The organism is Xanthomonas sp. WCS2018Noco2-27 (assembly GCF_031843525.1).
Taxonomy (GTDB): Bacteria; Pseudomonadota; Gammaproteobacteria; order Xanthomonadales; family Xanthomonadaceae; genus Xanthomonas.
On sequence record NZ_JAVTIK010000001.1, the window covers coordinates 334,032 to 346,421 of the forward strand.

The 12,390-nt window shown below is 66.8% G+C and carries 12 protein-coding genes and 2 other RNA genes; 11 read left to right on the plus strand and 3 right to left on the minus strand.

Translation table 11 applies throughout. The features are described 5' to 3' along the window. The first annotated feature begins 48 nt into the window (after window positions 1-48). The gene (locus RQH86_RS01450) at window positions 49-999 is read left to right on the plus strand and encodes a DUF1684 domain-containing protein (protein WP_311238744.1); all 951 of its coding nucleotides are present in this window, start codon (window positions 49-51) and stop codon (window positions 997-999) included. 43 nt (window positions 1,000-1,042) lie between these two features. Here the strand turns inward: RQH86_RS01450 and RQH86_RS01455 are convergent, their stop codons facing one another. Next, complete coding sequence (locus RQH86_RS01455; protein WP_055844723.1) at window positions 1,043-1,618, minus strand: N-acetylmuramoyl-L-alanine amidase; 576 nt, start codon at window positions 1,616-1,618, stop codon at window positions 1,043-1,045. Between the two features lie 23 nt (window positions 1,619-1,641). Between RQH86_RS01455 and RQH86_RS01460 the strand changes: the two genes are divergently transcribed. The 10 genes from RQH86_RS01460 to RQH86_RS01505 all read left to right on the plus strand — a co-directional run bounded on the left by RQH86_RS01460 (window position 1,642) and on the right by RQH86_RS01505 (window position 11,561). Then, window positions 1,642-2,133 (plus strand): MOSC domain-containing protein, encoded by a 492-nt coding sequence (locus tag RQH86_RS01460; RefSeq protein WP_055844720.1) that lies wholly within the window; start codon window positions 1,642-1,644, stop codon window positions 2,131-2,133. After that, window positions 2,130-2,657 carry an alpha/beta fold hydrolase gene (locus RQH86_RS01465; protein WP_055844717.1) on the plus strand — a complete coding sequence of 176 codons (528 nt, stop codon included), beginning with the start codon at window positions 2,130-2,132 and terminating at the stop codon, window positions 2,655-2,657. The genes RQH86_RS01460 and RQH86_RS01465 overlap by 4 nt, the downstream gene beginning before the upstream one ends. Further along, a complete protein-coding gene (locus RQH86_RS01470; RefSeq protein WP_311238745.1) occupies window positions 2,657-3,208 on the plus strand; it encodes an N-acetyltransferase in 552 nt (183 codons plus the stop codon). The genes RQH86_RS01465 and RQH86_RS01470 overlap by 1 nt, the downstream gene beginning before the upstream one ends. Window positions 3,209-3,375: 167 nt before the next feature. Beyond that, complete coding sequence (locus tag RQH86_RS01475; RefSeq protein ID WP_311238746.1) at window positions 3,376-4,335, plus strand: class I SAM-dependent methyltransferase; 960 nt, start codon at window positions 3,376-3,378, stop codon at window positions 4,333-4,335. A gap of 181 nt (window positions 4,336-4,516) precedes the next feature. Continuing rightward, window positions 4,517-4,593: non-coding RNA, sX9 sRNA (locus RQH86_RS01480), on the plus strand. Window positions 4,594-4,848: 255 nt separating this feature from the next. Further along, entirely contained in the window at window positions 4,849-6,462 is a 1,614-nt protein-coding gene (locus tag RQH86_RS01485) for an ABC-F family ATP-binding cassette domain-containing protein (protein WP_311238776.1), read from the plus strand. A gap of 165 nt (window positions 6,463-6,627) precedes the next feature. After that, complete coding sequence (gene rlmKL / locus RQH86_RS01490) at window positions 6,628-8,763, plus strand: bifunctional 23S rRNA (guanine(2069)-N(7))-methyltransferase RlmK/23S rRNA (guanine(2445)-N(2))-methyltransferase RlmL (RefSeq protein WP_104613844.1); 2,136 nt, start codon at window positions 6,628-6,630, stop codon at window positions 8,761-8,763. Between the two features lie 159 nt (window positions 8,764-8,922). After that, complete coding sequence (locus RQH86_RS01495; RefSeq protein WP_115527524.1) at window positions 8,923-9,699, plus strand: NAD kinase; 777 nt, start codon at window positions 8,923-8,925, stop codon at window positions 9,697-9,699. Between the two features lie 156 nt (window positions 9,700-9,855). Then, window positions 9,856-10,821 (plus strand): 5'-nucleotidase, encoded by a 966-nt coding sequence (locus tag RQH86_RS01500; RefSeq protein ID WP_311238747.1) that lies wholly within the window; start codon window positions 9,856-9,858, stop codon window positions 10,819-10,821. Further along, the gene (locus RQH86_RS01505) at window positions 10,818-11,561 is read left to right on the plus strand and encodes a transferase (protein WP_311238748.1); all 744 of its coding nucleotides are present in this window, start codon (window positions 10,818-10,820) and stop codon (window positions 11,559-11,561) included. The genes RQH86_RS01500 and RQH86_RS01505 overlap by 4 nt, the downstream gene beginning before the upstream one ends. 31 nt (window positions 11,562-11,592) lie before the next feature. Here RQH86_RS01505 and RQH86_RS01510 read toward each other — a convergent pair. Both RQH86_RS01510 and RQH86_RS01515 read right to left on the minus strand, forming a co-directional pair. Further along, window positions 11,593-11,669, minus strand: a non-coding RNA gene (locus tag RQH86_RS01510) — sX9 sRNA. Between the two features lie 110 nt (window positions 11,670-11,779). Further along, the gene (locus RQH86_RS01515) at window positions 11,780-12,346 is read right to left on the minus strand and encodes a DUF2939 domain-containing protein (RefSeq protein WP_311238749.1); all 567 of its coding nucleotides are present in this window, start codon (window positions 12,344-12,346) and stop codon (window positions 11,780-11,782) included. Window positions 12,347-12,390 lie beyond the last annotated feature (44 nt).

The window sequence follows — 12,390 nt, forward strand, 5'->3', positions numbered from 1 at the left end:
GCAGGCTCACTGCGCGGAGCGCAGTTTCTTGCAGTGGTGGGTGGATGCATGCGGTTGCAGTTGCAGGTGGGCGCCTTGTGCGTCGCGGTGGGGGCGATGGTTGCGTGTTCGGCTGAGTCTGGCGGTGCCGGCGCTGCGCGCGCGGCTAATCGTTCGAATGCCGATGAGCAGCAGGTGTATCAGGTCGCGCTGGAACGTGTTCGCGCGCAAAGGCTGGCACACGTGCGCGCGCCCGATGGCTGGCTGAGCTATACCGGCTCCGGTCGCGTGCGTGCAGGTCGGTATCAGGTCGGCAGCGATCCGCACAGCGATGTTGTGTTGCCTGCCGGCCCTGCACAGCTGGGCCAGCTCAGCCTGGATGCCGAGGGCCACGTGCGCTTCAAGGCGGCTGCCGGTGCGGCGGTGAGCTTGAACGGACAGGCTGTCGATGACGTCAGCCTGGAGCCGGAGCGGGCTGAGCGGCGTGGCGACCGGCTCGATGTGGACAACCGGCAGTTCTATCTGGTGCAGACCGGCACGTTGTTTGGCTGGCGTTTTCGCGACCCGGCAGCGCCGGCGTTGACCGCATTTCAGGGCTTCGAGTATTTCCCGATCGACCCGCAGTGGCGGGTCAATGCACGCTGGCAGCCGTATGCCACGCCACGGTCGGTGACCTTGCTGACCTCGATCGGCACGCCATTGACGGCGGAGGTTCCGGGCGAGGCGGTGTTTACGCGCGGCGGGCAGGAATACCATCTGCAGCCGCTCGCGCAGGACGATGGCAGCGGTCTGTTTTTTCTGTTCACCGATCGCACCAGTGGCAAGGAAAGTTATGGCGGCGCGCGCTATCTATTCACCGCGATGCCGCGCGATGGCCGTGTGCTGCTCGATTTCAATCTCGCCGAAAATCCGCCCTGCGCGTTCACCCCGCATGTGGTCTGCCCGATCGCGCCGCCGGAAAATCGGCTGACGGTGGCGGTGAATGCGGGCGAAAAAACCTATCGCGCCGTGGATCCTTGATCGCGCGGGTTCTGCGTGCGTTGCCTGCGCGTGTCCCGTGCGCTCAACGCAATGCGTGGGCCCAGCCGACCGCCGCTTCGATACGGGGCCATGGAAACAACGGGCCGGGATCGAGCTTGCGCTGGATCTTGCGAGCCGGATCGTCGCTGGCCGCTTCCTGGGTGGTGTCCAGTTCCTGATGACCGGCGATGCGGCGCACCGATGGCAGTTGCTGCTGCAGCCATTGCAGCAAGGTGATTAGCGTGGCGATCTGCACGTCCGGATACGCTTCGCGCATCGCTTGATGGCGCGAGTCGAGCCAGTGCGGATAGCGGCCGCTGTTGACCAGCTCGATGCCCAAGGTATGCGGATTGTGGCCACGCACGTGATGCGCGACGCGGTCCAGCGCCACGTACTGCTGGATGCTGCCGTTGCGATCGATGTAGTAATGCCCGCTGTTGCCGGTGCCGCTGTCGTAGAGCACGCGCTCGCCGTAGTCGCGCGCCATGGCCATGTCCGGCAATTCGGTGCAGTGGATGACCACCATGTCGATGTGCTCGAGCCGGCGGCGTGCCAGTCGCGATTCGTAGGACAACGGCGCGTAGGTGATCGGTGGCGACGGCAGGACGGCATCGGACATGAAGCGAATGCTAGCATTCGCCGATGGCTTTGAATCCCGACAGCCCTTTGGGCAAATTGATGGCGACGCTGCCGCAGACCGGTCAGGTGACCTGGATCGGCGTGCGTCCGGCGCGTGATGTGGAGATGCTGGAGGTGGACGCCGCGCAGGCCACCACCGGCATCGGGCTGGTGGGCGATCGCTACAAAGGCGGCAGCGGCAAGCGTGGGATCACCTTGATCCAGGCCGAACATCTGCCGGTGATCGCGGCGCTGGCAGGGCATGCGACGATCGCGCCTGCCACGCTGCGCCGCAATCTGGTGATCGCCGGCATTCCGCTGATCGCGTTGAAAGGGCGGCGCTTCCGCATTGGCGATGTCGAGCTGGAAGGCACCGACCCGTGCGACCCGTGTTCGCGCATGGAAGACGCGCTTGGCGCGGGCGGCTACAACGCGATGCGTGGACACGGTGGGCTGTGCGCGCGTGTCCTGCGCGGCGGCGTGCTGCGTATTGGCGATACGGTGCAGGCGCTATGAGTCGCGGCCATTGCATTCTGGCGCACGGGTTCGAAAGCGGCCCTGCGGCGCGCAAGGTCAGCGCATTGGCCGAGGTTGCCGACCGCCTGGGGTGGACCCATGAACGCCCGGATTTCACCGATCTTGATGCGCAGCGCGATGTCAGCCCGCTCGGTGACGTGCGCGGACGCCTGCAGCGATTGCTGCAGATCGCACGCGACGCCGCAGGCAAGGGGCCGCTGGTGCTGGTGGGTTCCAGTCTGGGCGCCTATATCGCGGCGCAAGTGTCGCTGCAGGTTCCGACACGCGGGCTGTTTTTGATGGTGCCGCCAACCACGATGGGTCCGCTGCCGGCGCTGGATGCTGCGCCGGTGCCGATCTCGGTGGTGCATGCCTGGCGCGATGCGCTGATCCCTGCCGCCGATGTGATCGCCTGGGCGCAGGCGCGTCGGGCGCGGCTGTTGCTGGTCGACGATGAGCACGATCTCGCCGCGCATGTGGACACGGCAGCGAACGCGTTCGCCGAACTGTTGCAGCGCCTGTGATGCACGAGGCTGATGACCTATCGCCCACACCGGCCGAGCCGGCGACGGCGGTGCTGATTCGCGAGGCCAGCGATGGCGACGCCGCCGCCATCGAGATATTGACCATGGTGGCGTTCATGCGCGCCGAGCACAGCCGTCATGACGAACAGCATGTGATCGCCGCGCTGCGTCATGACGATGCGCTGGCACTGTCATTGGTCGCCGACCACGACGGTTACGTGGTCGGCCATCTGGCAGTGTCGCCGGTGAGCTTGTCCGACGGGTCGTCCGGCTGGTTTGCGCTGGGACCGTTGGCGGTGGGCCCGGGCCACCAACGCCAGGGCCTGGGTAGCCGTCTGGTGCACGCAGCCCTGGCCACCTTGCGCGAGCGCGGCGCGGCGGGGTGTATTGCCTTTGGCGAACCCGGTTTTTTCCGACGGTTTGGGTTCGCCGTCGAGCCGGGGCTGAGCGTGCCCGATGCACCGGTGTCGGAATTGCAGGCGCTGGCGTTCGGCGACCGGCTGTTGCCACTGGCCGATGTGGCCTATCACCCGGCATTCGGTCTGGGCTGAGTCGCGCGCAGCGCTGCACATGCGTGAACGGATGCAGTCGTGATCCTGCGCACAGGTGGCGCCCGTTCGTTCACCGGCACCCTGCATCGCGCTTTCGGCCGCAGCGCATTACCGCGTTCGTCACCATGGTCGGCAACAGCGATTGACGCTTGCCAAGGTGAAAAAAGATGCAATGTGACGTGCGACCGATGCCGCCCAGTGAACCGCGTGCCGGCCTGATTTCGCATGCGGGCGATACCTTGCAGGATGATGTGACCTTGCTGGCATCGATCCGGTCGCGACTGCGGCAGGACGCCAGCCGTTCTGCTGCCGAAGTGGAGCGTTTGCTGCAGCTAGTCGATGCGCTGTGGGCAATGGAGCTGGGGCGGTTCCTGCTGCGCAATCGTGGGCTCAATGCGGAGTGGACGCATCGATTGGTCACCTATGAGGCAGGAACCCTGCCGCAGGACACCACGCCGGCACTGGAGTACGAAATTTTCGAGAAGACGCCGGCCGTGCTCGCAACCCGCGAGCGGTTCGGCATCTTCCGTGCGCAATTGCAGGCCTTGTTGCGGCCCGGCATGACGATCGCGTCGGTGCCGTGCGGATGGATGGGCGATGTGTTGAGCCTGGATTACCGGCAGTGCCCGGATGTGCGCTTGATCGGGATCGATCTGGACCCGCAAGCGCTGGACGGTGCGCTGCAGCTGGCACGTCGCTACTGGCTGGAGCAGCAGCTGTCGCTGCGGCTGGAAGATGCCTGGGCGCAGGGCGATGCAGACAGTGCGGACGTGGTGACCAGCAATGGCCTCAATCTCTATGAGCCGGACGATGCGCGGGTGGTCGCGCTCTATCGCGCGTTCTTCAACAGGCTGCGGCCGGGCGGTACGTTGGTGGCGAGTTTCCTGACGCCTCCGCCCAGCCTGTGCGCGGAATCCACGTGGAAACTGGCGCTGATCGACCAGGCATCTCTGGTGCTGCAGAGCCAGGTCTTCATCGATATCGTCCAGGCGCGCTGGGCATCGTTCCGCACCCATGCGCAAACGCGCGCACAGCTGGAGAGTGCCGGCTTTGCAAGCGTGCGTTTCATCGACGATCGCGCCAGCATTTTTCCCACTGTGATCGCGCAAAAGCCGATGCATGCCTGAGGGTAACGACGACGCAGCGACTCTCTCGCGGCATGGAGTGTTGGTGCGTTGCCGGCGAGTGTCCGCTGCGTTGGCGCGCGATTGCGGATACCGATAACGCCAGGCGCGCGCGTCGGCGAAGAGCAGCTAACAAGACGACTGCACTCACCGCCAGGCGGACACGGCCGGTGCTCGGTGCGGCATGTGCCACGCGTGCACTGCGGTTCTGAGCGCGCCGTCTGCACCCACCTGACGACTGCACGCTATGTCTTGTTAGCCGCTCCAAGGGGCAGGGCGCACTACAAGCGTGCAGGCGTGCGTTTTCCTGCGGATATCTCGTTGTCGTTGAGCGGATTGTTCGGCGCAGTGATGTTCAGGGGTTTCGGTGCAGCCGCAGACCGGCCTACACTTGTGCTGCACCCACTGTTCGAGGATTGGTCCAATGCGCCATTGATGCCGCCGTCGTGATGACGGCCATACCCGTTGCCGTTCCGTCTGGAACGCGACGTGTCCTGGCATGCAATGGAGGTACTGATGACCTGTCCGTCGTTGACGCTGGAAAGCGTCGCGTTCGTGCTGCCCGATGGCAGCACGCTGTTTTCCGATCTCACCCTGCACATCGATCAGCGCCGCACCGGCCTGGTCGGTCGTAATGGCGTGGGCAAGAGTGTGCTCGGCCGTCTGCTGGCCGGCCAGCTGGCCCCCAGCAGCGGCCGCTGCGTACGCCATGGCAGCGTGCATTACCTGCCGCAGCGCGTGAGCGCGATGGCGGGGCAGCGCATCGCCGATCTGGCAGGTGTGGCGCCGTTGCTGGACGCGCTGGAACGGATTGCCGCCGGGAGCGTGGCGCCCGCCGATTTCGAGCGGGTGGGCGAGCGCTGGAATGCCCACGCCGAGTTCGCTGCAGCGCTCGAGCAGCAAGGACTGGGGGGCCGCGATCCGTCTGCTCCTGCCGCGCATCTGAGTGGCGGCGAAGCCATGCGGGTGGCACTCGCTGGCGCCTGGCTGACGCAACCGGACCTGCTGATCCTGGATGAGCCCAGCAACCATCTGGACGGCCCGCAGCGACAGCGGCTGCTGGCGCAGTTGCAGGCTTGGAAGGGTGGATTGCTGATCATCAGCCATGACCGGCTGCTGCTGGATGGCATGCAGCGCATCCTGGCGTTATCCGCGCACGGGGTGCGCAGTTATGGCGGCAACTACACCCACTACGCGCAGCAGCACGCACGCGAGCAGCAGGCGGCCGGCGAGCTGCTTGCGCAGCGCAAACAGGCGCGTGCGCACGGCGAACAGGCACTGCGCGAGCAGCACATGCGCCAGCAGCAACGCCAGGCGCGTGGCGCGCGTGCGGCGGCGCAGGCCAATCAGGCGCCGATCCTGCTCGGCGGGCAGCGGCAGCGCAGCGAGGTCAGCGCCGGCCGGCTGCAGCAGCACCGTCAGGCCGAACAAACGCGCTTGTCGGAGGCGGTGACGCAGGCCGCAGCCCAGGTGGAGGCCCCACCGGCCATTGCGTTGCTGGCACCAGCGACGGCGGCAGGCGCGTCGCAACGCCTGGCGACCCTGCAGCAGGTGGAGCTGGCGGATGGGCGGCTGGGTGGGCGACGTGTAGATCTGCTGCTGCACGGCCAGCCCCGCATCGGGCTGGTCGGCCCGAACGGCAGCGGTAAATCCTCGCTGCTGCAGCTGTTGGGCGGGCGCCTGGCGGCACAAGCGGGCAAGTGCGAGGTGCATGTGCCGGTGGCCTATCTGGATCAGGATCTGGGCATGCTCGACCCGGCGCGCTCGGCCGCTGCGCAGCTGCGCGATGCCGACCCCGCCGCCGCCGAGCACGCCCAGCGGCTGCGCCTGGCGTTGCTGGGGCTGGACCGGCAGCGTGCCGACCTGCCCACCGGCCAGCTCAGCGGCGGCCAGCGGCTCAAGGCAGCGCTGGCCTGCGCGCTGTATCGGGCCCAGCCGGCGCAGCTGCTGTTGCTGGACGAACCCACCAATCATCTGGATCTGGCCTCCGTCGAGGCGGTCGAGACGCTGCTGCGCAGCTACACCGGCGCGCTGCTGGTGGCCTCGCACGATGCCGCCTTCCTGGACCGCTTGGGCCTGCAGCAGCGGCTGGATACCGGGCAGGCGCAGTGGCGGCTGGCGCCCTGGTGAACCGTGCGGCGGGCCCTGCAGCCGGCGGGGGTGGTAATGCCGGCCGCGATGGCCGACCATTTGCGGCCAATCCACGGCGTCCACGGCACTGCCCACCCGGGCGCCGGCCCGCTGTCCTGCTCCCACGCTCGCCGCCGCGCCAGCGTCTTATCGATACCTGCCTACGTGAAATTCTTCGCATCCTGTGCCAAAGGCCTGGAATACCTGCTTGCCGACGAGCTGCTTGCGCTCGGTGCCAGCAAGGCCACCGCTACCATCTCCGGCGTCAATGTCGAGGGTGAACCGCGCGACGCGCTGCGCGCCGTCATGTGGTCGCGCCTGGCCAGCCGGGTGCTGTGGCCGCTCACCGAGTTCGACTGCCCGGACGAGGACGCGCTGTATGCCGGTGTGTCCGAGCTGCCGTGGGACGAGCACCTGTCGGTGGGCCACACCTTGTCGGTGGACGCGCACGTCTCCGGCACCGCGATCACGCACGCGCGCTATGCCGCACAGCGGATCAAGGATGCGGTGGTCGACACCATGCGCCGGCAGGGGCTGGAACGCCCGTCGGTGGATGTGGAAAGCCCCGACCTGCGGTTGAACCTGTCGCTGCGCAAGGGCCGTGCCACCATCTCGATCGACCTGGGCGGCGGCCCGTTGCACCGGCGCGGTTGGCGCATGGCGCAGAACGAAGCGCCGCTGAAGGAAAACCTGGCTGCCGCCGTCCTGCTGCGCGCCGGCTGGCCGCGCGCATATGCCGACGGCGGCGGCTTGCTGGACCCGATGTGCGGCAGCGGCACGCTGTTGATCGAAGGCGCCTTGATGGCCGCCGACGTCGCGCCCGGCCTGCAGCGCTACGGCAGCGATGTGCCCAGCCGTTGGCGCGGGTTCGACCGTGCGCTCTGGCAGCAGCTGGTCGACGAAGCACGCGAACGCGACAGCGCAGGCCGTGCCGCGCTGAAACAGGTGATCCACGGCAGCGACATGGACCCGCATGCGATCCGCGCCGCCAAGGAGAACGCGCAGGTGGCCGGTGTGGCCGAGGCGATCTGGTTCGGCGTGCGCGAGGTCGGCGACCTGCAGACCCCGCCGCAGGCCACCGGCGTGGTGGTCTGCAATCCGCCGTACGACGAGCGCCTGGCTGCCGATGCGGCCTTGTATCGCAAGCTTGGCGATACCTTGCAGCGCGTGGTGCCGCAGTGGCGCGCGAGCCTGCTGTGCGGCAATGCCGAGCTGGCCTACGCCACCGGCCTGCGCGCGGGCAAGAAATACCAGTTGTTCAATGGCGCGATCGAGTGCGCGTTGATCGTCTGCGACCCGATCGCGGTGCCGCGGCGTACCCCGTTGGCAGCGCCCACGGCGCTCAGCGAAGGCGCGCAGATGGTGGCCAACCGCCTGCGCAAGAACCTGCAGAAATTCAAGAAGTGGCGCGCCCGCGAAGGCATCGAGTGCTTCCGCGTCTACGATGCCGACCTGCCGGAATATTCCGCTGCCATCGACGTGTATCAGCAAGCCGATGGCGACCGACGCAGCTTCCTGCATGTGCAGGAATACGCCGCGCCGGCGACCATTCCCGAGGCGGATGTGCGCCGGCGTCTGGGCGAGCTGTTGGCGGCTGCGCGCGAGGTGTTCGAGGTGCCGGCCGAGCGCGTTGCACTGAAGTCGCGCGAGCGTGGCAAGGGTGGCAGCAAGTACGGCCGCTTCGAGCAGCGCAACGAAATCGTCAACGTGCGCGAGCACGGCGCGCTGTTGCGGGTGAACCTGTTCGATTATCTGGACACCGGCCTGTTCCTGGATCACCGCCCGTTGCGCGGCACCATGGCACAGCAGTCCAAGGGGCGGCGCTTCCTCAACCTGTTCTGCTACACCGGCGTGGCCAGTGTGCAGGCGGCGGTGGCCGGCGCCAGCGCCACGACCAGCGTGGATCTGTCCGGCACCTATCTGCAGTGGTGCGCCGACAACCTGGCCTTGAACGGCCAGGCCGGCAGCAAGCACAAGCTGGTGCAGGCCGATGCGCTGGCCTGGCTGGAGGCCGAGCGCGCGCACTTCGACGTGATCTTCTGCGACCCGCCGACCTTCTCCAACTCCGCGCGCGCCGAGGATTTCGATATCCAGCGCGAGCATGTGCGCTTGCTGCGCGCGGCGGTGGCGCGCCTGGCGCCGGGTGGCGTGCTGTATTTCTCCAACAACTTCCGCCGTTTCAAGCTGGATGAAGAAGCGGTGGCCGAGTTCGCGCAATGCGAGGAAATCAGCCCGCGCACCATCGACCCGGATTTCGAACGCCATGCGCGCATCCATCGCGCCTGGCGGTTGACGGCCTGAGCCGAGGCCGGCCGATGTGGCGGTGTGCCGCGTGGCGCCCGCTGCGTGCGTCGCGGTGGCCAGAGCGCAGCGGCGGCCGCGCGTGCGAGGGCCGGGCGCGCCGCCAACAAGCCCACCACAGCGCTGCGGTATGCTGATTCGCATGCTTTGGAGTCAACGATGACCGCATCACCCCGCATTGCCTTTGTGGCCAGTCACACCGAGCCCGCCGTGAACGCGCGGGCGCGTCTGGTGCAGCGTTACGGCGATCATCCGCTGGAGACCGCCGAGATCGTCTGCGCCCTGGGTGGGGATGGCTTCATGCTGCAGACCCTGCATCGCCACGGTGCCGCCGACAAGCCGGTGTTCGGGATGAAGCTGGGCTCGGTCGGGTTTTTGATGAACCAGTACCGCGACGATGAAGACGACCTGCTGGTGCGTCTGCAACGTGCCGAACCTGCGCATCTGCGGCCGCTGGAAATGCTGGTGCAGACCGAATCGGGCACCAGTGCCGGCTCGTTGGCATACAACGAAGTCTCGCTGTTGCGGCAGACCCGCCAGGCCGCGCATCTGAGCGTGGATCTCAATGGCCAGACCCGCATCGCCGAACTGATCGGCGATGGCGTGATGGTCGCAACGCCGGCAGGTAGCACCGCTTACAACTATTCGGCGCACGGGCCGATTCTGCCGCTGGGCTCGCATACGCTGGCACTGACGCCGATTGCGCCGTATCGTCCGCGCCGCTGGCGTGGTGCCATCCTCAAGGCCGATACCGAAGTGCGCTTCCGCGTGCTCGACCCGTACAAGCGCCCGGTCAGCGTCACCGCTGACTCGCACGAAATTCGTGACGTGGTGGAAGTCACCATCCGCGAATCCACCGAGCGCCGCGTCACGTTGCTGTTCGATCCGGAACACAATCTGGAAGAACGCATCTTCAGCGAACAGTTTGCGGTGTGAGGGGCATTCGGGATTGGCAACGGCAAGGGCGCCGCAAGAGCGCTTTAAACGTGTCCGCACACGCTACGATGCTGCACGGATGCCCGATGCAATTCCGCTCGCCCGTTCCTGCTTCTACCGATTCCCCATTCTCCATTCCCCATTCCCGGCACCCAAATGGCTGACAACTCCCCCAGGTTATTGACCATCGCGGTGACCTCCCGCGCGCTGTTCGATCTTGAAGAAGGCCATGCGCTGTTCGAAGCGAACGGGGTGGAGGTGTATTCGGCGTTCCAGCGCGAGCACGAAGACGACATCCTGCAGCCGGGCGTCGCGTTTCCGGTGGTGCGCAAGCTGTTGGCGCTCAACCACGATGTGCCCGAAGAAACCCCGCGCGTGGAGGTGATTCTGCTGTCGCGCAATTCTGCCGATACCGGGTTGCGCATCTTCAATTCGATCCAGCACTACAACCTGGGCATCGTGCGCGCGACTTTCACGTCTGGTCAGCCGACCTGGCCGTACGTGAAACCGTTTGGTACCGATTTGTTTCTGTCGGCCAATCCGGAATCGGTACGGCGTGCGCTCACTCACGGCATTGCCGCGGCCACCATCATGCCGCGCGCGCCGGGCGAGCGTGCCGAAGCGGCTGCAGCGATCGTGGACAACGATGAGAGCCGCCTGCCCACGCAGCTGCGCATCGCCTTCGACGGGGACGCGGTGATCTTCGGCGACGAGAGCGAACGCATCTCGCGCGAGCAAGGTGTGGAAGCGTTCGGGCGGCATGAGCGCGAGCGCGCACGCGAACCGCTGTCGGTTGGGCCGTTCCGCAATTTCCTGTCGGCGTTGCATGCGCTGCAGGCGGCGTTTCCGCCGGGCGAAGCGTCGCCGATCCGCACGGCGCTGGTCACCGCGCGTTCGGCGCCTGCGCATGAGCGGGTGATCCGGACCTTGCGCGAGTGGGGCGTGCGCCTGGACGAAGCGCTGTTTCTCGGCGGCCGGCACAAGGGGCCGTTTCTGGAAGCGTTTGGCGCAGATATCTTCTTCGACGACTCGCAGCACAACATCGACAGCGCACGCCAGCATCAGCATGTGGCGGCCGGCCACGTGCCGCACGGCGTGGCCAACGATCCGCCGAGCCGATGAGCGAGTCGCCGCAGTCGCCAGCGCGTGCTGGGTTACTGCGGACCTGGCGCACGCTGGAGCTGACCTTCACCGACGACACGGTGCAGACCCGCATGTCGCGCTGGGCACCGCATCGGCTGATGCTGCCGTATACGCGCAGCATGCTGGCTGCGCTGTGGCTGCAACCGCGCCCGGAGTGCATTGGGCTGATCGGCGTGGGCGGTGGTGCGCAGGTGAAGTTCTGCCATCGCTACCTGCGCAGCACGCGTCTGGAAGCGGTGGAAGCCGACCCGCAGGTGCTGGCGTTGCGCGATGCATTCGCAATTCCGCGCGACGACGCGCGGCTGGAGATCACGCTGGGGGATGGCGCCGACTGGATCGGCAACCGCGCCGGACGCTACGACCTGTTGTTGCTGGATGCCTACGACGCCCATGGCATTCCGCCGGCTTTGTGCACGCCTCAGTTCTACGCCGATTGTCGCGCGGCCTTGCGCGAGGGCGGGGTGCTGGCGCTGAATCTCTTTCAGGTGCCGATGGCCGAGCATCTGGCGCAGCTGCGAGAGCTGTTCGATGGGTTGGTGCTGCTGCTGCCCGAACCGGATCTGCGCAACCAGGTGGTGTTCGCCTGGAACAACCGACGCACACCGGGGACGCCGGACGCCGCGCTGGCCGGGTTGGCATGGTCGGCACGCCGGCAATTGCGGCCGTCGATGCTACGTTTACAGACGGCGTGGCAGGAACGGGCCTGGCGGTTTTCCTGAGGCATTGCGTCCTGCAGGTCCGGCCAACAGCGGCTAACGCAACGTCGCGAGCAGCCGTCAGCGGGGTGTGGACGGCGCGGTCAGAACCGGATTGCACGCGTGCGGTATACCAATGTCGTCCACCGGCCGCGTCCGCCTGCGGCGACGCAGGCGTTTGATTGGCCGCGTCAGGGATGCGCAGGTGTGCATCGCCGCATCTGGACCTTCACGCTACGCGATTACGGCGTTTGCTCGCTCGGTGCGGTCGGCAACGGCAGCTGGATATCGGTCAGTCGCCAGCGCAGGCCCTGGCGGGTCAGCACGAAGGTCACCGGTATACCGTTGGCGGTCTGCGTGGTGGCGGTGAAGCGGCGGGTGGATTCGAAGCGCTGCGTCGCGCTTTGCAGCGGGCGCGCCGGTGCCGGTGCCGCATAGGTATCGGCGCTGACGGTGTCGCCGATGACGCGGTTCCATACGCTGTGGCCTTGCAGCAGGGCACCGATGCCCAGCGGGGTGACCAAGGTATCCACGCCGGCGCCGCTGATGCCGCTGGCCAGTTGCAACGCAAAGCCGCCGAGCAGGCTCGATTGCATGCTGCTGCCGGCCTGACGGATCAGATAATCGTCCAGTTGCGCCTTGAGGTTGACGCGCAGGCTGGGGAAATCCACGTAGCTTTCCAGCTGCGCGGCATCGCGATCGGCAACGGCCTGACTGATGCCGCGGATGGCCAGATACGGCCCCGCCACCACATAACTCACCAGCAGCACCACGGCCAGCAGCGGCACGATCCACCAGCGCTTTTTCATCGTTCGAACTCCGTCGCCATGCGCGGTGAGGGGAGGGTGCTCGA